This window comes from Mycobacterium sp., assembly GCF_965230835.1.
Taxonomy (GTDB): Bacteria; Actinomycetota; Actinomycetes; order Mycobacteriales; family Mycobacteriaceae; genus Mycobacterium.
This window is the reverse complement of sequence record NZ_CBDDLW010000002.1, coordinates 896,975-918,608: the sequence shown is the minus strand read 5'-3', so window position 1 is coordinate 918,608 and position 21,634 is coordinate 896,975. Positions and strand designations below refer to the sequence as shown.

The following is a 21,634-nucleotide window of genomic DNA, read 5'->3' as shown; positions in this document are numbered from 1 at the left end:
GTCCATGATTCGGTCAAACTTGACGGCTGTCAAGTTTGATTTTGGCATGTTGTGGTGCAAGGTCAGGGCGTGAGCAGCCATGCCATCAACGACGAGCAGGGTGTGCCGGCGACGAGACGGCGCGGTGACAAACACCGGCAAGCGATCATGCAGGCGGTGCGCGAACTGTTGCAGCACAAACCGTTCGCTGAACTGTCGGTCAGCACCATCAGCCGGCGGGCCGGGGTAGCCCGATCCGGATTCTATTTTTACTTCGATTCCAAATATGCCGTGCTCGCCCAGATCTTGGCTGAGGCGGTTGAGGAACTGGAGGAACGCACGCAGCATTTTGCTCCCCGTCAAGCGGGCGAGTCGCCCGAAGATTTCGCCAAGCGAATGGTCGGTAGCGCCGCAGCCGTCTACGCGCACAACGACCCGGTGATGACGGCGTGTAGCGCTGCTCGCCATACCGACATCGAGATCCGCGATATCCTCGATCAGCAGTTTGAGGTCGTCCTCCGGGAGATCGCCGCCGTCGTCGAGGCTGAGGTGCAGGCGGGAACCGCGCGCCCGATCAGTGGCGACCTCCCAACCCTGATCCGAACATTGGCGGCGACTACCGCGTTGATGCTGACTGGCGACACTTTCCTGGTCGGCCGTGATGGCGACCCTGAGCGTCGGGTTCGGGTGCTCGAACAGATGTGGCTCAATGCGCTTTGGGGCGGTTCCCCGACCGGCTGAGGAAAACAATGTGATGGGAGAACTCGGTCCTGCGCGTCGCAGTCGCTATCGTCACGATCATGGCGGTATCCGGGCGATATTTTGCGGGTAAGAGGTGTCTGGTCACCGGTGCGGCGAGCGGTATCGGCCGAGCTACCGCGTTGCGGCTCGCCGAACAGGGCGCCGAACTGTATCTGACCGACCGCGACGCGGCCGGATTAGCGCAAACGGTGTCTGATGTCCGCGCGCTGGGTGCGCAGGTAGCGCAGCATCGGGCTCTTGATATCGCCAACTATCACGACGTCGCCGCATTCGCGGCTGACATTCATACTCGGCATCCCAGTATGGATGTCGTGATGAATATCGCCGGCGTATCAGCTTGGGGAACCGTCGACCAGCTCACGCACGAGCACTGGAGCAAAATCGTCGCGATCAACTTGATGGGCCCGATCCATGTCATCGAGACCTTTGTTCCGCCGATGGTGGCGGCCGGCCGTGGCGGGCATTTGGTCAACGTGTCTTCAGCGGCCGGGCTGGTTGCGCTGCCCTGGCATGCGGCCTATAGCGCCAGCAAATACGGATTGCGCGGGTTGTCTGAGGTGCTGCGCTTCGATTTGGCGCGGCACCGCATCGGGGTGTCAGTGGTGGTACCGGGTGCAGTGCAGACCCCCCTAGTCAATACCGTTGAGATTGCCGGTGTTGATCGTGATCACCCGAAGGTCGCTCGGTGGGTCGAGCGGTTCGGCAGTCACGCCGTGTCGCCGGAGAAAGCGGCCGAGAAGATCTTGTCCGGGGTCGCCAAGGACCGGTACCTGGTCTACACGTCTGCTGACATCCGGGCGTTGTACGCGTTTAAGCGCCTGGCGTGGTGGCCCTACAGCCTGGTGATGCGTCGAGTCAACGTTTTCTTCACACGTGCGCTTCGCCCGGGTCCACCACCACGCTAATTCGCGACGTCGATAATTGGCCGTCGCGATCCGATGCCGCAAGATTCGTCGTGTTGTCTGCGCTCACCGGCCGCATAGCTTGCGCGCCAGGCTTTCCCATGCGTCGCTTAGGGTTTGCAGGGTGTGAGCGTGGTCGTTGAGCTGATGCTCGACGTAGTCGGCATCGAGCAGCGCCAGCAGCGCGTCGGTCTGGGCGTCGAGGTCACCGCTGGTTTGAGCCGACTGCAACAGCAGTCGTACATGGGTGCGGTGCACCGACGCTGCAGCGCTATAGCGGGTTTGTCGATCGCGGTTGGCTGCTGACAGCAGCTCATGGTGGTTATGAACGAAGCGCATCCGCTCCCGGCCGAATGCGATCAGGCGGTCTAGCGCGGGCGCATCCGGGCCCAGCGGTGCCGGGCCGAACAGAAAGGCTTGCTGGCTGGCTCGTTCGTCGTCATCGAGCAGCACCATCATCAGGCCGGCCCTGCTGCCGAATCGGCGGAAAAGCGTGCCCTTGCCGACGCCCGCCGCGGCAGCCACTTCGTCCATGGTGATGGCGTCGGCTCCGCGCTCGGAGACGAGCCGCCGCGCCGCATCGAGGAGAAGGACGCGATTGCGCGCGGCGTCACCGCGCTCCTGGGGGGCAGAGACGGGTAGGCCGCCGGACTGCTCGGCTCCGATCACACGTGCACTGTAGCGCGGATGGAATAAATCGGACTATGGTCCGCTTCATTGTGCAAGGATGTAGACCAATCAGCGAAGGGAAGCCGGACATGCCCTACACCACGCCAGAGATCACGTCGGACATCAAGGTTTTGGCACTCGTGGGAAGCCTGCGCGCGGCATCGGTCAACCGCCAGATGGCCGAACACGCGGCTGACGTTGCTCCTAGGGGCATCGCCGTTGCTGTGTTCGACGGGCTGGGCGAGTTGCCGTTCTACAGCGAGGACATCGACACCCCAGATGGTGTGACGGCACCAGTGCTGGCACTGCGGGAGGCCGCAGCTGACGCCGATGCTGTGCTGGTGGTCACGCCTGAATACAACGGCGGCATCCCGGCGGTGATCAAGAACGCGATCGACTGGCTGTCAAGGCCCTATGGCGACGGCGCGCTGAAGGGCAAGCCGGTGGCCGTCATTGGCGGAGCGATGGGTCGCTATGGCGGGGCGTGGGCGCATGACGCGGCCCGCACGTCGTTGGGCATCGCGGGCGCGCGGGTCATCGATGCGATCACGTTGTCAGTGCCGTTGCAGTCCTTGGCTGGCGGCGCACCCGCGGAGAGCCGGGAGATCTCGGCTAACCTGCGCGACGTTGTCGGCAAGTTGGCGGCCGAAGTGAGTTGACGGCTGCGGCCGGCGAGAAACGCTTGCCCGCATGAGCCCCTGCAGGTAGCGACTCCCGTGCAACGGTTCGAGGCTGGAACACGAGTCGTCTCGTTTGGCGCCATGCGCAGTGGGCGTTTTCGCGACTGAGAGCCACTTATATGCTGCGTTGGTTCGTGTGTAGGTGGTCTTGAGTTCGGTGCGGGTTTCGGTGCGGTGGAACCCTTGCGTGCGAGCGGTTTTCGTGGCGCCGGGCGAGGGTGGCATCACGCGTGCCGGTGCGAACTCTAGCAAGCGTTTCTGATTGCAGGGCTGGGTGGCGTCTTAGGACTGGTGTAAAAACGCTGGGCGCATGTTCCTGGTGGTCATGTTACGCGGCGGTGGTGTCGGTCGTGGTTGTTGTGGTGGGGGGATGCAGTGGGCGGGGTGGCTCGAGCAGTTGGTGGCGTAGTTCTTGGAGGTGGCGGCTGGTCGCTGATGTTTGGGTGACTCCGCGCCAGCCGCGGCTGGCGCGGTCGAGGACGGCCCATACCAGCGACAGACAGCTGGTTTCGCCGGGTAGGCGGCCGATGACCTTGACCCGGCGACGGGATTCTCCGAAGGTGCGTTCGATGAGGTTGGAATGGCGGATGCGTGTCCAGTGTTGGCGGGGGAAGCGCAAATGCACGCTCAGCGAGGCGAAGTCGTTGGCCAGGCAAGCGACCGCGGCTGGGTAGAGCCCGCGGTATGTGGTGGTGAACTCCTCGGCGCGGCGGGTGGCTTCATCCACGGCCTGCTGGTCGGGTGGCTGGTCAATGTCATCGAAGATCGACCAGAACGCGGCTTTGATCTCGTCCTGGACCGCGACAGGTGTCTTGGCGATGACGTTACGGCAGCGATGGATCAGACACCGCTGACGCAGGCTTGCCGGAAACGTGGTCTCCCATGCGGCGATCAGGCCCGGCGCCCCGTCGGAGATGCCCAGTAGCGGCGGGCGTAGTCCCCGGTTCCTCAGGTCAGCCAAGAAGTCGGCCCACGCATCAGCCGACTCCGCTGCGGCTGGGGCCAGCCCAATAAACAGGGGCTTGCCGTCGGTGCAGATGCCCCAGGCGGCCAGCACCGGCTCGGCCGGGGCGTTGGGATGCATCCGAAAGTTCGAGGCATCCAAGAACAGGTAGTCCAACACCAGCTCATCAAGGCGTCGAGACGACCACGCAGCGAACTCGTCTTTGATGGCCGCACAAATCCGGCTCACCGTCGAGCGCGACAACGCCGCCTGCGAGCCCAGCACCTCGGCCAACGCGGCCTCGATGTCGCGATCCGACAAACCGCGCACCCATCCCGAAATCACCAACGCCTCCAGAGCGTGGGTGCGCGTCACCCCGGCACCGAATAGCCGCGAACAGAACCGCTCGTCGGTGTCGCGTAGTTTCGGGCGGCATAATTCGACCGAGCCCATCGTGGTCTTCACCGTCGCCGGCGGTTGATACCCATTGCGGTACCCGCCCGGGCCGTCCTGAACCCGACGCTGGTGACGGGCTCGGCCCAACACTGCTTCTACCTCGGCCTCCACGGCGACCTGAAACACCAGACGCACCGATAACCGCCCGACCTCCTCCAAAATCTCGGTCAACGGCCGCTCGGTCGCGGCGAACAACTGATCCATCTCAACACGCACACGCTCAATCGGCGATACTCGCTTGGTCACGGGCGTAGCCCCTCCTTCATAGCTTTCGTCGGTTGCGACGGAACCTACGCCCGTGACCATTTACACCAGCGATGAGACGCGACCCAGGGCTGCTCGACGGGGCCCGGCGCTGATGGCATCGTTGTTCGAGTTCACTGAGCCGCGCATCGAGCACCATCAGGTGGATATCGCGGATGATCGCCATCCCGCTCCGCACCACGTCGCGGTGACTCACGGGTGCGTCGTCGGTGGCGGGCTGCGGTGACAGGAACGTTGCGATTTGTTGATCCAGGTCGCCCAAGGTGGAGTCGTCGCAGAATCTCTCCGCTGCGGCACGCCAACGGATCATCTCGCACTGTAAGTAATCAAAAGTCATGTGCCCCAACGATATACAGATTTTTGTCGTCACTCAAATCTCACCTGTCACGTCACAGTACCCGAACCTCAGTTGTCACATCACTTTACTTCTATCACACTGGTCACATCACCTGCCGTAGCACTGGCCGGCTCATCGAGTTCAGTTCTCGAACCGCTCGGGCGGTGGTTAAGCAACAGGCGATGGATGCACCGAACACGCGATTTTTTTGTGCCACGCCCGCGACGACGGAGCCTGTGTGGGGGTTCCGGCAGGTGGCCTAATGTCCTGCGCCACGCAAGATCATTTGGCTTCGCTACGGTGTCAACCTATGACCGATAGCTTGATGGATTGGGAAGAAGCTTACCGTGAACAAGGCGCCTTCGCGGGTTCGCCGCCATGGAACATCAGCGAGCCGCAACCAGAAATCGCGGCGCTGATTCGGGCTGGCGAAATCCGCAGTGACGTGCTTGACGCCGGTTGTGGTGTCGCCGAATTGTCGCTTGCCCTGGCTGCGCACGGCCACATAGTGGTCGGTATCGACCTTTCAGCGGCTGCGATCGCCAAGGCCACGCAAACGGCCAGAGACCGGAAACTGAGCACGGCCACGTTCGCGCAGGGCGACATTACCTCGTTTACCAGCTATCCGCCCGGATCCGAAGGCCGGTTCAACACCATCATTGACAGCACCCTGTTTCACTCGCTTCCAGTCGAAGCGCGTGCCGATTACGTGCGCTCGGTACATCGCGCCGGCGCGCCCGGAGCGTCGTACTATGTTCTGGTCTTCTCAGCGGAGGCGTTCCCGGCCGGCATTGCGCTGCCCCCGCATACGTCCCTACCCAATGTCGTCACCGAAGACGCGCTGAGGGAAGCCGTTTCGCAATGTTGGGAGATCGACGAAATCCGGCCAGCATTCATCCATGCGCACCTGGCTGAGCTCCTATCCCAGGCCTCGGGTGTTTCGTTGGACGACTACGAGGTCGATGAGAAACGCCGACTCAAGATGCCCGCCTTCTTGCTCGCCGCGCACAAAGCCGAGTAACCAAACAAGGAAACGTTGGTGTTAGCTACACGCTCGGTCATCGCCGGCGGCTCAGTTCTCGTCGGCGACCCGTTGACCGCAGAGTTCCGACAAGCCGACCTTCTCGTCGAGAACGGCCGTATCGTTGCCATTGAGGATGACCTATCCGGGCTCAATGCCGAAACCATCGACGCTGCGAATCGGTGGATAGTTCCGGGGTTTGTCGATAGCCACCGCCACCTCTGGCAGACCACCATGCGTGGGGTCACGGCCAACTGGAACCTCAACGACTACGCCTGGCGCATACGTTTGCACTTCGCGGGATTGCACCAGCCCGACGATGTCTATGCCGCCCAGTACGCCGGCGGTTTGGATGCGCTGGCCGCGGGTGTCACCACGACGCTGGACCATTCGCACATCATGAACTCGCCGCAGCATTCCGACGCCGCGGTCCAAGGCATAAAAGACAGCGGCGTTCGAGCCTTGTGGTGCTACGGTTTCTACCCCTCTCCACAAGAACAGCCGATATTCACCACTGCAGACGACCGCTTCCTCGACGCCCGCAGGGTGCGTGAGTCCCATTTCCCGTCCGACGATGGGCTGGTCCGCATGGGTGCCGCGCTGACCGAGCTAAATGTTCACCCGTTCAGCGAAACCATCCGCGAAATCACGACTGCAAACGACCTCGACGTACCGATCACCATGCATACCCATTGTCTATGGATGCACCCAGTAATGCGGGAGGTGCAGCTTTACGCTCAGGCGGGACTTCTCCAGGAAGGACAGATCCACTCCCACGCCAATACATGCGACGACCACGATCTGACCCTGCTGCGCGACGCGGGCTGTTCCATCGCCACCACGCCGGATATCGAGCTGCAGATGGGCGTGGGGTATCCGGCATTTCGGCGTGCCACCTCGCTGGGGCTCACCGCTGGCATCGGTGCTGACATCGTGTCGAACAATAGCGGCGATCTGTTTACGTCAATGCGGATATTGCTGCAGCATGAGCGTGGCGCCGCACTGCAGCCGGTTCTCGAACGATCGGGACTTGGCGTTGTCGGCGAGTTGCCGGTGAGCACTCGTCAAATCCTGCGCGCGGCGACCTTGCTGGGCGCAAAGGCACTGGGGCTTGAGTCCGTATGCGGGTCGATCGAGGTGGGCAAGGCCGCGGATTTGGTGTTGCTGCGCAACGATCGGCTGCATATACGGCCCGTCATTGACCCGGTTGACTCCATCGTCATGCAAGCGACCACCCGTGACATCGACCGGGTCCTCGTCAATGGACAAACAGTCGTCCAAAACGGGACGCTGCCAGCTGATGTGGAACGGCGCGGCATCCAGTTGATCGACGCGGCCTATGCCAGGCTCGCGAGCAGTGTTGCCCCACTCGGCGGTTGGAAGCTCACCGCACTTTCGAACCCCGTCGAAAATGCGGTAGAGGCGCTTGAGGCCAGCAACCCCCAAAATTAAGCGGCCCTGGCCGAGGCTGTCGGCGCCTCCGCGCCCGTCCGCGCAAGCGGTTTATCCGAACATTCCGCGTTTTTCAGTCGCCCCGTGAATGCGGACCGAAGGGCTCGAACACCACACCTCTTAGGAGTCAACCAGTTACGGGTGACCAGGTGAGGTGACGAACTGCGGCCCTTCGGTCCGCGTTCAGCGGGCTACCGGCAATCAGGCCGATAAGCCACTAGTCGACAATCACTGGGACGGATCTGTCAGTACCACAGCGGCGTTGTGGCCGCCCAATCCGAGCGATGTCTTCAGCGTGATCCCCTCCTCTCTGGGGGTAACTCCGTCGAGCAGGCGTGGATGAGCGGGTGCGACGTGCGGCGACGCCGGGACAATCCCACGCTCATAGGCCAGCGCGGCCGCAGCCAATTCCACGGAGGCAGCCGCCCCCTGGCAATGCCCGGCTAGCGGTTTGACCGAGTACACCTGTGCCTGGTCGCCAAGGACTTTGTCAAGGATCGCGGCTTCGGCAGTGTCGCATTGCTTGGTTCCGGCCCCGTGGGCGTTGAAGTACCGCACGTGGCGTGCGTCGATCCCGGCATTGTCCAGAGCGTTGCGCACACATGTTTCGACGTGGACGCCTGCGGGGTTCAGAGAGGTTACGTGATAGGCGTCGTGGGACATGGCCCCACCGAGCACGTTGGCGTATGGCTGGCCGTTGCGACGTGAGAGAACGAACGCCACCGATGCCTCGCCCCAGGGAAATCCTCGACTACCCTCCTGGAAGGGTCGGCAGGCATCCAACGGGTCCGTATCGACGACAGCCACCCCGAGCTGCACAAGATGATGCACAAATTCGGGGGTACCCGACAGGCATGTCGCGACAAGCACGACGTCGTCGGCAATCCCGGAATCCAGCCACATCTTCGCCGTGATCAACCCGGCAGTGCCCGAGGCGCACATCGCCGTGATGTTCATGGCCGGACCGTGGAAGCCGTACTCCTGCGCCAGCAGCGAAACCGGGGTAGACGCGAGTAAGGCTAAGAAGTCTCGGGATCGCCGAGACCCGCCATCCTGGTAGTAGAAGCGGCGCCATTCCTCGATGTCGTGTGAGAAATACGCGTACATAACGCCGACCTGCCGACCCGGGACCCAGCCGCGATTAACCGCATCGTTGACCGCTTCCCGGGCGGCAGCTCGCATCGCTTGGCCCGAGCGACTGCGGCCGTCAGCAGGGTCGCCTTCGTCGGACACCAGCGCCAGCCACGCGTCCTCGTCCCGGTTGAGCCCAAATCCCGGGACCAGCGTGGCGGCGGGTTTTCCGCTGAGTAGACCTTCCCAGAGGCAGTCCTTGCCCCACCCGTATCCGCTGACCACCCCGATGCCGGTGATTGCCGTGGTCTGCTTGAACATGTGTTCCCCTTTCGGTTGTGGAAGCACCCCGGCTGGGTACCTCCACGTCCGACGTTTCACTGGGCGAACGTGATTGGGAAGCTTCGAGCGTTCCCCGGCGAGCCAGGTTCCAGCGCTCGGCAGCAGTGTGAGGTGATGAAGACTGGTTGATCTTGATTTCTGGGTTGCGGTTGTCGTCCGGAAACCCATGTGTCCAAGCCCGTGTCGATCCCGGGGATGGGGTCGTCGGGCCACCGCCTCTACCAGGGCGGAATCGCCGCGATGCGCGCATCGCGATCTACGGTTTGAGGCCGGCCTTCTGTAATGTTTAACGTCGATGTAACAGCTCGGCTTCGAGGTCAACCAGGCGGGGGATAAATGACGCGAAATCGTGGTTGATATGACGACACCCAGCCGGGGGCTGTCGGATTTTCCGGAGGAAAGTCACTGTTGCGACGGCCATCTTGTCGCCCTGCGTTACCGACGGCTGATCGACCATTGCCCCGAAATCGTTTGCGTGCACCAAGACGGCCGGTTGGTCTATGTAAACGCGACCGGTGTCAGATTGCTCGGTGGGAGAGCGGAGGAGCAGTTCCTCGGCCGTTCCATCACCGAGTTCGTACCGTCCGAATTGGCCCCCGCGATGTTGGCCCGCATCGCGTCGCTTCAGCGTATTGGCGACACCACTGACCCGGCCGAGGTCGTCATACTGAGCTTGGACGGCGCTCCGCTGTACGTGCAATCAGTCGCGGTACTCACCGTCTGGGCGGGCAGACCGGCCCATCAGGTAATCCTGCATGACCTAAGTAGCCACAAAGCGGCCGAAGAACAGCGCCGATACCAGCAATTGATCGAGCACAGCCCCGATATGATCTGCGTCCACCAAAGCGGCCGGTTCGTGTACATCAATCCGGCCGGCATCAGGTGGTTGGGCGGAACGTCGCAAGAACAGTTCCTTGGCCGCCCCATCACTGAAGTAATGAGCCGCGGCTCAGCATCGTCGATACTGGCGCGCATTTCCTCGCTTGACAGTGTTGGTGACGTGTCCCGTCCCGCCGAGGCGGTCTTGGTGGGCTTGGATGGGACGCCGATCTGCGTGGAATCGGTTTCGGTGCGCACCACGTGGAAAGGTAAACCCGCCTACCAGGTAGTCCTTCGTGACTTGAGTGCCCAAAAAGCCGTCGAAGGGACGCTTCGGTATCAGGCCGCTCTTGTCGACCATGTCAGCGACGCGGTGATAGCCACCACGTTCGAGGGCATCGTCACGAGCTGGAATCCCGCCGCCGAAAAGATCTACCGGCGCTCGGCCGCAGAGGTGCTAGAGCTGCCGCTCGGCGACGCTGTTGGCGCCCCGCTAGATCCCCTTGCCATCGTCGTTGACGGCGGCGTTTTGGACTCCACTCACTACAGATCAGATGGTGCGGCTCTGGCCATGCGGGTATCGGCAACCGTCATGGACGAGGGTTTCGTGCTGTTGTGCAGCGATCACACCGCTCGCCGCCGAGCCGAACAGCACTTCCAAACCGTGGTGGCATCTCTGGAAGACGGGGTTGTGGTGGTGGACCGCGATGGCCGCATCGAGTCGGTAAACCCGGCGGCCAAGCGGATCTTGGGAATCACCACCCCAGACCTCGCCGATGACCATTTTTCCTGTGCTGCAACGTTTCCCCACTGCCAACCGCACAACCAAGCAAGCGACTGTGGACAGCACGAGCTGTGCGCGCTCCTTCGGGAACGCGAAGATCAAACCGGCCGCATCCTCCGTTTCGATCGCCTCACCGACGGTCATCGCCGATGGCTTTCGGCGCATTCCAGACTGCTCAATCCCGAGGAGCCCGACGATTCGGCGGTCCTCATTTCCTTGGCGGACATCACCACCCAACACAACGCGCGTGAGCAGCTGGCCCACGATGCCACCCATGATGCGCTGACCGGACTGCCCAACCGCGCGCAGTTGATCGCTCGCATTGACGAGCACCTCGGCTCCGCAGACGCAACGACGCTGGGTGCGGTTTTATTCATCGATTTGGACGGTTTCAAGACCATCAATGACTCCCAAGGTCACCGTGCTGGCGACCTCGTTCTGCAGGCGGCAGCCAAACGCCTTCAGGCCGCGCTGCGCTCCTCAGATGTCGTGGGCCGGTTCGGTGGTGATGAATTCATTGCCCTGATCTTGGGTCAGATCCCGCGCCCACAACTAGACGAAATCGTGGGCAGGGTACACGAGGCGCTGGCCGAACCAACGTGCGTCGCCGATGACATGCTGGCCGTGCGCGCGAGCATCGGCATCGTGGTGATCGAAGACGACGACCGCCGTGACGGAGACCAGATTCTCGCGGACGCCGACACCGCCATGTATCAGGAAAAAGCCTTCGGTGGGGGCGCCAGCCGCTACTTCGCCGAGCAGTGGGAGTATCGACCAGGGCAACCGCTGTGACGGAGACGAGATCCTCGCTGACACGGTCATGCATCAGGCAGCCAGCGAAAATACCGTCGCGTAACCCGATCAAGCCCCGATCAAGAATTGTCGGATCCGGAAGCGGGTCAGGCGCGACCATTGGGTGGTCGCAGCTCAGGTGGCGCGTTGCGCTGTAGTGCCAGCACATGGGCGCCTGGCGGGCTGATCATTGCGTGATCTGGCCGTTGTTGTCCGGGGTCGCCTCGGGCTCTGCCCGCAGACGACCACTGGCAAATCAGGAATCACTACTTCCTCCAGTTAGCGGTCTTGATCATTCACGAGCACGCGCAAAGCGTAAATGTCGGTGGCTGGTGGTAGACCCGGCGGCATGGATATCCGAGCAGCGTGTTGCGATCCGCGACACGCCGAGGCGGTGAGCCGGACAGGCTTGCGACCAGTGAGTTTCAAGAATGTTGTTCAGAACATCTTGTATCGTTTCCCGTTGCGACCCCCTAGGTGTAGTGTTTCGAGCACCGGCAGATCCCAGGTTCGCCAGGTTCCATTAGATTCACGGGGCCCGATGAGCTTCCCGGATTCGGCCCGAGCGCATCGGAGCCGGAGGACGGGGATCTGGGTTTTGACGGAGCGCTGAACACGGTGCGGAAGTGATACCTGATTCGTTGCCAGCTTTATCAAGTTCCTCAGACAAGTCCCCAACCTCCCGCAAAGGAGCGGTACCTTCATGAGCATTACCCTCTACACCAAGCCAGCGTGTGTGCAATGCAGCGCCACTTCGAAGGCGTTGGAAAAGCAAGGCATCACCTACCGGAAAGTCGACATCTCGCTAGATTCCGAGGCGCGCGACTATGTGATGGCGTTGGGCTATCTGCAGGCTCCCGTCGTGGTGGCGGAAAACGACCACTGGTCGGGCTTTCGGCCCGATCGCATCAAGGCGCTGGCCGGCGCGGCACTGAGCGCCTAGCGAGGCCGGCGATAGGTAAGGATGTTGCGGTGCAGGCGCGCAACCTGGTGTATTTCTCCAGCGTGTCGGGGAACACCCACCGCTTTGTAGAGAAGCTGGGAATTCCCGCCACGCGGATACCGCTGCATGGGCGTATCCAAGTCGATGAGCCGTACGTGCTGGTACTGCCCACCTACGGGGGCCGCCGGCCTGCTTCGAAACGCCGTGTTGACGGTTATGTGCCCAAGCAGGTCATCGCCTTTTTGAACAACGAGTGCAATCGAGCGCTGCTGCGCGGGGTCATCGCCGCCGGCAACACCGACTTTGGGCGAGAGTTCTGTCATGCCGGTGATGTAATCGCCCACAAATGCGGCGTGCCCTATCTCTACCGCTTCGAGCTGATGGGTACCGAGGACGACGTGGTTGCCGTCCGTTCGGGCCTTACTGAATTCTGGAAGGAACAGACGTGTCACCAACCGTCGCTGCAGAGCCTGTAGTGTCCGGCGCTCATGTCGTGGCCGACGAAACGGACTACCACGCGCTCAACGCCATGCTGAATCTGTACGATGCGGACGGCAAAATCCAATTCGACAAAGACCACGAGGCCGCCAACCAGTACTTCTTGCAGCACGTCAATCAGAACACGGTCTTCTTCCACAACCAGGACGAGAAGCTCGACTACTTGATTCGCGAGAACTACTACGAGCGTGAGGTTCTCGACCAATACTCGCGCAACTTCGTCAAGACATTGCTAGACCGCGCCTACGCGAAGAAGTTCCGGTTTCCCACGTTCTTGGGTGCGTTCAAGTACTACACGTCTTACACGCTAAAGACCTTCGATGGGAAGCGCTATCTTGAGCGCTTCGAGGACCGCGTTTGCATGGTGGCATTGACGCTTGCTGCCGGTGACACCACACTGGCCACGAAACTGGTCGACGAGATCATCGACGGCCGGTTCCAGCCGGCGACCCCGACATTTTTGAACTCGGGCAAAAAGCAGCGCGGCGAGCCGGTGAGTTGTTTTCTGTTGCGCATTGAGGACAACATGGAGTCGATCGGGCGATCGATCAACTCTGCTCTGCAGCTTTCCAAGCGCGGCGGGGGAGTTGCGTTGCTCATGAGTAATATTCGTGAGCACGGAGCGCCGATTAAGAACATCGAGAATCAGTCGTCGGGTGTTATTCCGATCATGAAGCTCCTCGAGGATGCGTTCTCCTATGCCAACCAGCTGGGAGCCCGCCAGGGTGCCGGTGCGGTGTACCTGAATGCCCACCACCCCGACATCTACCGCTTCCTGGACACCAAGCGTGAGAACGCCGATGAGAAGATCCGGATCAAAACGTTGAGCCTGGGGGTGGTGATCCCAGACATCACTTTCGAGCTGGCCAAGCGTAACGACGACATGTATCTTTTCTCGCCCTACGATGTCGAACGGGTCTATGGCGTGGCGTTCGCCGACATCGCAGTGACCGAGAAGTACTACGAAATGGTCGACGATGCGCGCATTCGCAAGACGAAGATCAAGGCGCGAGAATTTTTCCAGACGCTCGCCGAGCTACAGTTCGAATCCGGTTATCCCTACATCATGTTCGAAGACACGGTGAACCGAACCAATCCAATCGCGGGCAAGATCACCCACTCCAATCTGTGCTCGGAGATCCTCCAGGTGTCCACCCCATCGTTGTTCAACGACGATTTGTCGTATGCCAAAGTGGGCAAGGATATTTCGTGCAACCTTGGGTCGCTGAACATCGCCAAGACGATGGACTCACCGGACTTCGCCCAGACCATCGACGTGTCTATTCGTGCGCTGACCGCGGTGAGCGACCAGACTCGCATCACGTCAGTGCCTTCGATCGAGCAAGGTAACAACGACTCTCATGCGATTGGGCTTGGCCAGATGAACCTGCACGGCTACCTGGCGCGTGAGAGCATCTTCTACGGGTCCGAGGAAGGCGTTGACTTTACGAATATCTACTTCTACGTGGTGCTTTACCACGCGCTTGCTGCGTCGAACCGCATAGCGATCGAACGTGGAACGTGTTTCAAAGGTTTCGAGTTGTCCAAGTACGCTTCGGGGGAATTCTTCGAAAAGTACATCGAGCAGACCTGGGAGCCCAAGACTGAGAAGGTGCGCGAGCTGTTCGCGGCCGCGGACATCCGGATTCCGACCCAGGACGATTGGCGACGGCTGAAGGATTCGGTGCAGCAGCATGGCATCTACAACCAGAACCTGCAGGCGGTGCCGCCGACCGGATCGATCTCCTACATCAATCATTCGACGTCGTCAATCCACCCCATCGTGTCGAAGGTCGAGATCCGCAAGGAAGGCAAGATCGGCCGTGTCTACTACCCGGCGCCTTACATGACCAACGACAATCTGCAGTACTACGAGGACGCCTACGAGATTGGCTACGAGAAGATCATCGATACCTACGCCGCAGCTACCCAGCATGTGGATCAAGGGCTTTCGCTGACGTTGTTCTTCAAAGACACCGCGACCACCCGTGAGGTGAACAAGGCGCAAATCTACGCTTGGCGCAAGGGGATCAAGACGCTGTACTACATTCGGCTGCGACAGATGGCGTTGGAAGGCACCGAAGTCGAAGGCTGCGTGTCCTGCATGCTGTAGGTCGGCATAAACGTTGCACCTGAAGTAGTTGTGCTAGCGGCTGCGGCTACTGGTGTAGCCGTGTGCCCGCTTATCGCTCGCCGCCGGTGAAGCCGATGATGGAATCTTGGCTGGTCGCGTCTCATCGCTGGTGTAAATGGTCACGGGCGTAGGTTCCGTCGCAACCGACGAAAGCTATGAAGGAGGGGCTACGCCCGTGACCAAGCGAGTATCGCCGATTGAGCGTGTGCGTGTTGAGATGGATCAGTTGTTCGCCGCGACCGAGCGGCCGTTGACCGAGATTTTGGAGGAGGTCGGGCGGTTATCGGTGCGTCTGGTGTTTCAGGTCGCCGTGGAGGCCGAGGTAGAAGCAGTGTTGGGCCGAGCCCGTCACCAGCGTCGGGTTCAGGACGGCCCGGGCGGGTACCGCAATGGGTATCAACCGCCGGCGACGGTGAAGACCACGATGGGCTCGGTCGAATTATGCCGCCCGAAACTACGCGACACCGACGAGCGGTTCTGTTCGCGGCTATTCGGTGCCGGGGTGACGCGCACCCACGCTCTGGAGGCGTTGGTGATTTCGGGATGGGTGCGCGGTTTGTCGGATCGCGACATCGAGGCCGCGTTGGCCGAGGTGCTGGGCTCGCAGGCGGCGTTGTCGCGCTCGACGGTGAGCCGGATTTGTGCGGCCATCAAAGACGAGTTCGCTGCGTGGTCGTCTCGACGCCTTGATGAGCTGGTGTTGGACTACCTGTTCTTGGATGCCTCGAACTTTCGGATGCATCCCAACGCCCCGGCCGAGCCGGTGCTGGCCGCCTGGGGCATCTGCACCGACGGCAAGCCCCTGTTTATTGGGCTGGCCCCAGCCGCAGCGGAGTCGGCTGATGCGTGGGCCGACTTCTTGGCTGACCTGAGGAACCGGGGACTACGCCCGCCGCTACTGGGCATCTCCGACGGGGCGCCGGGCCTGATCGCCGCATGGGAGACCACGTTTCCGGCAAGCCTGCGTCAGCGGTGTCTGATCCATCGCTGCCGTAACGTCATCGCCAAGACACCTGTCGCGGTCCAGGACGAGATCAAAGCCGCGTTCTGGTCGATCTTCGATGACATTGACCAGCCACCCGGCCAGCAGGCCGTGGATGAAGCCACCCGCCGCGCCGAGGAGTTCACCACCACATACCGCGGGCTCTACCCAGCCGCGGTCGCTTGCCTGGCCAACGACTTCGCCTCGCTGAGCGTGCATTTGCGCTTCCCCCGCCAACACTGGACACGCATCCGCCATTCCAACCTCATCGAACGCACCTTCGGAGAATCCCGTCGCCGGGTCAAGGTCATCGGCCGCCTACCCGGCGAAACCAGCTGTCTGTCGCTGGTATGGGCCGTCCTCGACCGCGCCAGCCGCGGCTGGCGCGGAGTCACCCAAACATCAGCGACCAGCCGCCACCTCCAAGAACTACGCCACCAACTGCTCGAGCCACCCCGCCCACTGCATCCCCCCACCACAACAACCACGACCGACACCACCGCCGCGTAACATGACCACCAGGAACATGCGCCCAGCGTTTTTACACCAGTCCTAAGACGCCACCTCTTGGCTCGTTGCATGGGGTAGTTGGCGCTCGTCAACGAGTTCTTTTTGGCTATGCGCGTCGCCGAAGCCCAGGAACTGGAAGTCTGCCCAGGTCAGCGGCCGCGAGACGGTAAGGTGCTTAACGTGCGCGGAGCGAGCCGGCCCAAACCCAGCGGGAATACAGGTGCGAAAGTCGACGCACGTAGCGAGCGTTGGCGTGAACACCGCAAGAAGGTGCGCGGCGAGATCGTTGAAGCCGCTTTCCGCGCCATTGATCGTCTTGGGCCCGAACTGAGTGTGCGGGAGATCGCCGAAGAGGCCGGCACCGCCAAGCCGAAGATCTACCGGCATTTCACCGACAAATCCGATCTCTTCCATGCCATCGGAGAACGTTTGCGGGACATGCTGTGGGCGGCGATCTTCCCGTCGATCGACTTGGCTACCGACTCGGCCCGCGAAGTTATCCGGCGCAGTGTCGAGGAGTATGTCAGCCTCGTCGATGAACATCCCAACGTGTTGCGTGTGTTCATTCAGGGCGGATCCACCATGCAGTCCGAGGCGACGGTGCGGACTCTCAGCGAGGCTCGCGAAATCACCCTGACCATGGCTGAAATGTTCAACAACGAACTGCGCGAGATGCAGTTGAACCGCGAAGCGTTTGAACTCGCCGCATTCGCTGCCTTTGGTTCGGCGGCGTCAGCCACCGAGTGGTGGTTGGGTTCGGAACCCGACAGCCAGCGGCGAATGTCGCACGAGCAGTTCGTCGCGCATCTGACGACGATCATGATGGGCGTCATTGTCGGTACCGCCGAGCTGCTTGGCATCGCGATGGACCCCGACCAGCCCATCCACGATGCGGTTCCACGCAGCCCGGCCGCGAGCTGAGCGCTGGGCGGCGTCGATATCGCGGCATTGGTCGAAAACGCTCCGCGTATCCGATACCCTGGGTACCGGGTATTTGCGTCGGTGAGACGCCTATAGATTTAGCTGCCCCGGCTAGTGCCCAGCTACCGGCCTCAATAGGAAGACCGAACTATGACTAGTGGCGCGACCTCCGCCGTGACAGAAGCGGATTCGACGAACAACGTGCCCAAGGCGCCGGTGTATACCCGAGCCGTCATTATCGGGACCGGATTCTCTGGTTTGGGCATGGCGATCGCCTTGCAACAACAGGGTACCGATTTCGTCATTTTGGAGAAGGCCGATGATGTTGGCGGCACCTGGCGTGACAACAGCTACCCCGGCTGCGCGTGCGACATCCCATCGCACTTGTACTCGTACTCATTCGAACCGAAGCCGGACTGGAAGTGCCTGTTCTCCTATCAGCCCGAAATCTGGGACTATCTGAAAGGGGTCACCGAGAAATACGGTCTGCGGCGTTACATCACATTCGATTCACTGGTTGACCGCGCCTACTGGGACGACGATGAGTCCCGGTGGCATGTGTTCACCGCCGATGGCCGCGAATACATCACGCAGTTCTTGATCTCAGGAGCGGGTGCGTTGCACATCCCATCCTTCCCCGAGATCGAGGGGCGCGACGAGTTCAGCGACGCCGGAGGTGCTGCTTTCCATTCCGCTGAGTGGGACCACAGCGTCGATTTGACCGGCAAACGGGTGGCGATCATCGGGACTGGCGCCAGCGCGATTCAGATCGTCCCGGAGATCCTGGGGCAGGTCGCTGAGCTGCAGCTCTACCAACGGACCCCGCCGTGGGTGGTCCCGCGTACCAACGAAGAGCTCCCGGTGGGGCTGCGTCGCGCTTTCGAGAATGTGCCAGGTTTGCGAGCTCTGGTGCGCCTCGCGATTTACTGGGGCCAGGAGGCTCTGGCGTATGGCATGACCGCGCGGCCGAACGCGCTGAAGATCCTTGAGGCCGTCGCCAAATGGAACATTCGACGCTCGGTGAAAGATCGGGAACTGCGACGCAAGCTGATCCCGCGCTACCGAATCGGGTGCAAGCGGATCCTGAACTCCTCGACCTACTATCCCGCCGTGGCGGACCCGAAAACCAAACTGATCACCGATCCGATCGCCCGGATCACGCGTGACGGGATCGTGACCGCAGATGCCGCGGGCAACGAAACGTCCCGACAAGCGGACGTCATCGTATACGCGACGGGCTTTCATGTGACTGACTCCTATACCTACGTCCAAATCAAGGGGCGCGAGGGTGAGGATCTGGTTGAGCGTTGGAATCGCGAGGGCATTTGCGCGCATCGCGGGATCACGGTGGCCGATATGCCCAACTTGTTCTTCCTGCTGGGCCCCAACACCGGGCTGGGTCACAACTCGGTGGTGTTCATGATCGAATCCCAGATCCGCTACGTCGCCGACGCGATTGCCGAATGCGACCGGTTGGGGGCGCAGGCTCTGGCTCCGACCCGCGCGGCCCAGGACCGCTTCAACGAGGAACTGCAACAGAAGCTGGCGGGCTCGGTGTGGAATAGCGGGGGCTGCAGCAGCTGGTACTTGAACGAGCACGGCAAGAACACCGTGCTGTGGGGTGGATATACCTGGCAGTATTGGATGGCTACCCGCTCGATCAAGCCCGCTGAGTACCAGTTCTTCGGGGTTTCGCCCGGCTCATCGCGGGGTAATACTGCTGCCGCCAAGTCGACGTAGGGCGAGTTCGGCAGCCGTGTTCGCGACACGAAGACACAACCGATTGTGTTGCGTGAGCTTGTCGTACCCCAGGGGTAGTGTTTGAGGTCTAAGTGCCGTAGACAGTCCGGCAGCCAAACAGGCATGTGAAGTGGAGTTCTGGTGTCCGAAAATACGAAACTCATCGACCGGGTCTCAGCGATCAACTGGAACCGGCTCCAAGACGACAAAGATGCCGAGGTTTGGGATCGGCTGACCGGAAATTTCTGGCTTCCCGAGAAGGTGCCGGTGTCTAACGACTTGCCGTCGTGGGCAACGCTGACCGCTGCCGAAAAGCAGCTGACGATGCGAGTGTTCACCGGCCTGACGTTGCTGGACACCATCCAAAGCACCGTGGGAGCGGTCAGCATGATGGCCGATGCGCTCACCCCGCATGAGGAAGCCGTCCTGGCCAACATCACATTCATGGAGTCGGTGCACGCCAAGAGCTACAGTCAGATCTTCTCCACGCTGTGCTCAACCGCCGAGATTGATGACGCCTTCCGCTGGTCGGAGGAAAACCGCAACTTGCAGCGCAAGGCCGAGATCGTGCTCGAGTACTACCGAGGCGACGAACCACTCCAAAAGAAGGTGGCGTCCACACTGCTGGAAAGCTTCCTGTTCTACTCCGGGTTCTATCTGCCGATGTATTGGTCGAGCCGAGCCAAACTGACCAACACCGCGGACATGATTCGGCTGATCATCCGCGACGAGGCCGTTCATGGCTACTACATCGGCTACAAATTTCAGCGGGGCCTGGCGCTGGTTGACGAGGCCAAGCGTGCTCAACTCAAGGAGTACACCTACGACTTGTTGTTCGAGTTGTACGACAACGAGGTCGAGTACACCCAGGATCTCTACGACGAGGTCGGGCTGACTGAAGACGTCAAGAAATTCGTGCGCTATAACGCGAACAAGGCGCTAATGAACCTGGGCTATGAGGCGCTTTTCCCGCGCGACGAGACCGATGTAAACCCGGCGATCCTTTCAGCGCTGTCACCCAACGCCGACGAGAACCACGACTTCTTCTCCGGGTCGGGTTCTAGCTACGTCATCGGCAAGGCGGTCAACACAGAAGACGAGGACTGGGAGTTCTAAGCCGCGATCGGGCCATGAACGACATATGAATTGTGTCAACGATGTCGTCTCATGGTTGGCACTGATGACGTGATTGCCGCGACACTGGTCAGGTGACGACGACTTCTGATTTTCTCAGCTCGGTACTCCGATGGCTGCAGGTCGGGTATCCCGACGGTGTGCCCGGCCCGGACCGGGTGCCGCTGCTGGCATTGTTGCGCAGCACTCCGTTGACCGAGGCGGAGATCAGTGAGGTGGTCCGCAACATCACCGCAGCCGGATCGCCGGCCGTTGCTGACGGGGTAATAGACCGCGACGAGATCGTCGAGTTCATCTCCGAAATCACCCACCACGCCGCCACGGCGGAGGATATCCAGCGGGTGGCGGGCACCTTGGCGGCGGCGGGGTGGCCGCTGGCTGGTGTTGTCGCGGGCGCCGAAGCAGGACAGGACTAGCCGGGGAGTGACTGCGCGGCTATGTCACAGGCCTGACGTGTCGATGACGAAGCGGTAGCGTACATCGCTGGCCAGGACACGCTCGTAGGCCTCGTTGACGTAATCAGGTTCGATGACTTCGATTTCGGGCGTCACGCCGTGTTCTGCGCAGAAATTCAGCATCTCCTGCGTTTCGGCGATCCCGCCGATGGTCGACCCGGACAGGCTGCGACGCCTTAGCGCCAGGGCGAAAGCGGGTACCGGCATGGGGTGCTCAGGGATTCCCAGCTCAACCAGGGTGCCGTCGACGTCGAGCAAATTTAGGTACTTGCTGAGGTCGAGATTGGCCGACACGGTGTTCAGAATCAGATCAAAGCTGCCGCGTAGCTTGCGGAAAGTTTCGGGGTCCGACGTGGCGTAGTAGCTGCTGGCGCCTAGTCGTAGGCCATCTTCCATCTTTTTCAGTGATTGCGACAGCACTGATACCTCGGCGCCCATCGCTGCGCCGAGTTTGACTCCCATGTGCCCAAGCCCGCCCAGGCCGATCACGGCCACCCTCTTGCCGGGTCCGGCATTCCAATGACGCAGCGGTGAGAAGAGGGTGATTCCTGCGCACAGCAGTGGCGCCGCCACGTCTAGCGGCAGCGCGTCGGGTATGTGAAGAACGTAGTTCTCGTCGACGACGATCGCGCCGCTGTAGCCGCCGTATGTCGGCTCGCCGTCGCGGCCGACACTGTTGTAAGTCATCGTCGCCCCGCGCGTGCAGTATTGCTCGAGTCCGGCTGCACAGCTACTGCACGCACGGCAGGAGTCGACGAAACAGCCCACGCCGACGTGGTCACCGACTTTGTGCGCGGACACTTCAGAACCGACCGCGGTCACCACGCCGGCGATCTCGTGGCCAGGGACTACGGGGTAATTCGGTTGGCCCCACTCGGCTTTGACCGTGTGGATGTCGGAGTGGCAGATCCCGGCGAACTTGATTTCGATGGCCACGTCGTGCGGGCCCGGGTCGCGACGGGTAATCGTGGTCTTGGTCAGCGGTGCAGTAGCCGAGGTGGCGGCGTACGCGGAAACCGTGCTCATGGCACTCAAATCTTCCTT

19 protein-coding genes are annotated in these 21,634 nt (G+C 61.4%); 15 read left to right on the top strand and 4 right to left on the bottom strand.

Translation table 11 applies throughout. From position 1 onward, the window contains the following. The first annotated feature begins 69 nt into the window (after positions 1-69). A complete protein-coding gene (locus tag ACO07W_RS04725) occupies positions 70-720 on the top strand; it encodes a TetR/AcrR family transcriptional regulator (RefSeq protein WP_421841222.1) in 651 nt (216 codons plus the stop codon). Between the two features lie 59 nt (positions 721-779). After that, a complete protein-coding gene (locus tag ACO07W_RS04720) occupies positions 780-1,646 on the top strand; it encodes an SDR family oxidoreductase (RefSeq protein ID WP_421841220.1) in 867 nt (288 codons plus the stop codon). A 63-nt stretch (positions 1,647-1,709) separates the two neighbouring features. On the opposite strand, the gene ACO07W_RS04715 is transcribed toward ACO07W_RS04720, so the two are convergent. Continuing rightward, entirely contained in the window at positions 1,710-2,312 is a 603-nt protein-coding gene (locus tag ACO07W_RS04715) for a TetR/AcrR family transcriptional regulator (RefSeq protein WP_421841218.1), read from the bottom strand. 89 nt (positions 2,313-2,401) lie between these two features. Between ACO07W_RS04715 and ACO07W_RS04710 the strand changes: the two genes are divergently transcribed. Further along, positions 2,402-2,971, top strand: a complete 570-nt coding sequence (locus ACO07W_RS04710) for an NAD(P)H-dependent oxidoreductase (protein ID WP_421841216.1) — start codon at positions 2,402-2,404, stop codon at positions 2,969-2,971. Positions 2,972-3,320: 349 nt separating this feature from the next. Here the strand turns inward: ACO07W_RS04710 and ACO07W_RS04705 are convergent, their stop codons facing one another. Further along, positions 3,321-4,595 carry an IS256 family transposase gene (locus tag ACO07W_RS04705; protein ID WP_421845811.1) on the bottom strand — a complete coding sequence of 425 codons (1,275 nt, stop codon included), beginning with the start codon at positions 4,593-4,595 and terminating at the stop codon, positions 3,321-3,323. A 94-nt stretch (positions 4,596-4,689) separates the two neighbouring features. Between ACO07W_RS04705 and ACO07W_RS04700 the strand changes: the two genes are divergently transcribed. From ACO07W_RS04700 to ACO07W_RS04690, 3 genes are all read left to right on the top strand, one after another. Beyond that, the gene (locus ACO07W_RS04700; RefSeq protein WP_421841214.1) at positions 4,690-4,881 is read left to right on the top strand and encodes a hypothetical protein; all 192 of its coding nucleotides are present in this window, start codon (positions 4,690-4,692) and stop codon (positions 4,879-4,881) included. Between the two features lie 421 nt (positions 4,882-5,302). After that, entirely contained in the window at positions 5,303-6,013 is a 711-nt protein-coding gene (locus tag ACO07W_RS04695) for a class I SAM-dependent methyltransferase (RefSeq protein ID WP_421841212.1), read from the top strand. A gap of 18 nt (positions 6,014-6,031) precedes the next feature. Beyond that, complete coding sequence (locus ACO07W_RS04690; RefSeq protein WP_421841210.1) at positions 6,032-7,465, top strand: amidohydrolase family protein; 1,434 nt, start codon at positions 6,032-6,034, stop codon at positions 7,463-7,465. A 228-nt stretch (positions 7,466-7,693) separates the two neighbouring features. On the opposite strand, the gene ACO07W_RS04685 is transcribed toward ACO07W_RS04690, so the two are convergent. Then, positions 7,694-8,857, bottom strand: coding sequence for a beta-ketoacyl synthase N-terminal-like domain-containing protein (locus tag ACO07W_RS04685; RefSeq protein WP_421841208.1), 1,164 nt, complete (start codon positions 8,855-8,857; stop codon positions 7,694-7,696). A gap of 379 nt (positions 8,858-9,236) precedes the next feature. Here ACO07W_RS04685 and ACO07W_RS04680 point away from each other — a divergent pair, with 379 nt between their 5' ends. The 9 genes from ACO07W_RS04680 (at position 9,237) to ACO07W_RS04640 (ending at position 20,551) form a co-directional block, all read left to right on the top strand. Beyond that, positions 9,237-11,273 carry a PAS domain S-box protein gene (locus ACO07W_RS04680; RefSeq protein WP_421841206.1) on the top strand — a complete coding sequence of 679 codons (2,037 nt, stop codon included), beginning with the start codon at positions 9,237-9,239 and terminating at the stop codon, positions 11,271-11,273. A 703-nt stretch (positions 11,274-11,976) separates the two neighbouring features. Continuing rightward, entirely contained in the window at positions 11,977-12,216 is a 240-nt protein-coding gene (nrdH, locus tag ACO07W_RS04675) for a glutaredoxin-like protein NrdH (protein WP_421841204.1), read from the top strand. Between the two features lie 29 nt (positions 12,217-12,245). Further along, positions 12,246-12,692 carry a class Ib ribonucleoside-diphosphate reductase assembly flavoprotein NrdI gene (gene nrdI / locus ACO07W_RS04670; RefSeq protein ID WP_421841202.1) on the top strand — a complete coding sequence of 149 codons (447 nt, stop codon included), beginning with the start codon at positions 12,246-12,248 and terminating at the stop codon, positions 12,690-12,692. Then, entirely contained in the window at positions 12,662-14,827 is a 2,166-nt protein-coding gene (nrdE, locus tag ACO07W_RS04665) for a class 1b ribonucleoside-diphosphate reductase subunit alpha (RefSeq protein WP_421841200.1), read from the top strand. Before nrdI ends, nrdE begins: the two co-directional genes overlap by 31 nt. 238 nt (positions 14,828-15,065) lie before the next feature. Next, positions 15,066-16,340, top strand: coding sequence for an IS256 family transposase (locus tag ACO07W_RS04660; RefSeq protein ID WP_421840071.1), 1,275 nt, complete (start codon positions 15,066-15,068; stop codon positions 16,338-16,340). A 180-nt stretch (positions 16,341-16,520) separates the two neighbouring features. Then, positions 16,521-17,261, top strand: a complete 741-nt coding sequence (locus tag ACO07W_RS04655; protein ID WP_421845810.1) for a TetR/AcrR family transcriptional regulator — start codon at positions 16,521-16,523, stop codon at positions 17,259-17,261. A 150-nt stretch (positions 17,262-17,411) separates the two neighbouring features. Further along, complete coding sequence (locus ACO07W_RS04650) at positions 17,412-19,001, top strand: flavin-containing monooxygenase (RefSeq protein ID WP_421841198.1); 1,590 nt, start codon at positions 17,412-17,414, stop codon at positions 18,999-19,001. 141 nt (positions 19,002-19,142) lie between these two features. After that, positions 19,143-20,117, top strand: a complete 975-nt coding sequence (gene nrdF / locus ACO07W_RS04645) for a class 1b ribonucleoside-diphosphate reductase subunit beta (protein WP_421841196.1) — start codon at positions 19,143-19,145, stop codon at positions 20,115-20,117. 92 nt (positions 20,118-20,209) lie between these two features. Next, the gene (locus tag ACO07W_RS04640; RefSeq protein WP_421841194.1) at positions 20,210-20,551 is read left to right on the top strand and encodes a DUF3349 domain-containing protein; all 342 of its coding nucleotides are present in this window, start codon (positions 20,210-20,212) and stop codon (positions 20,549-20,551) included. 24 nt (positions 20,552-20,575) lie between these two features. On the opposite strand, the gene ACO07W_RS04635 is transcribed toward ACO07W_RS04640, so the two are convergent. Further along, positions 20,576-21,616: an NAD(P)-dependent alcohol dehydrogenase gene (locus tag ACO07W_RS04635; RefSeq protein WP_421841192.1), complete on the bottom strand. Its 1,041-nt coding sequence runs from the start codon at positions 21,614-21,616 to the stop codon at positions 20,576-20,578. Between the last annotated feature and the right edge of the window lie 18 nt (positions 21,617-21,634).

Bases quoted from the DNA above. Each gene is read 5' to 3' on its own strand.
- ACO07W_RS04680 (WP_421841206.1), top strand. From the start codon at position 9,237: ATGACGACACCCAGCCGGGGGCTGTCGGATTTTCCGGAGGAAAGTCAC.
- ACO07W_RS04720 (WP_421841220.1), top strand. From the start codon at position 780: ATGGCGGTATCCGGGCGATATTTTGCGGGTAAGAGGTGTCTGGTCACC.
- ACO07W_RS04710 (WP_421841216.1), top strand. From the start codon at position 2,402: ATGCCCTACACCACGCCAGAGATCACGTCGGACATCAAGGTTTTGGCA.
- ACO07W_RS04635 (WP_421841192.1), bottom strand. From the start codon at position 21,616: ATGAGCACGGTTTCCGCGTACGCCGCCACCTCGGCTACTGCACCGCTG.
- ACO07W_RS04695 (WP_421841212.1), top strand. From the start codon at position 5,303: ATGACCGATAGCTTGATGGATTGGGAAGAAGCTTACCGTGAACAAGGC.
- ACO07W_RS04650 (WP_421841198.1), top strand. From the start codon at position 17,412: ATGACTAGTGGCGCGACCTCCGCCGTGACAGAAGCGGATTCGACGAAC.
- ACO07W_RS04660 (WP_421840071.1), top strand. From the start codon at position 15,066: ATGGATCAGTTGTTCGCCGCGACCGAGCGGCCGTTGACCGAGATTTTG.
- ACO07W_RS04685 (WP_421841208.1), bottom strand. From the start codon at position 8,857: ATGTTCAAGCAGACCACGGCAATCACCGGCATCGGGGTGGTCAGCGGA.
- nrdH (WP_421841204.1), top strand. From the start codon at position 11,977: ATGAGCATTACCCTCTACACCAAGCCAGCGTGTGTGCAATGCAGCGCC.
- ACO07W_RS04705 (WP_421845811.1), bottom strand. From the start codon at position 4,595: ATGGATCAGTTGTTCGCCGCGACCGAGCGGCCGTTGACCGAGATTTTG.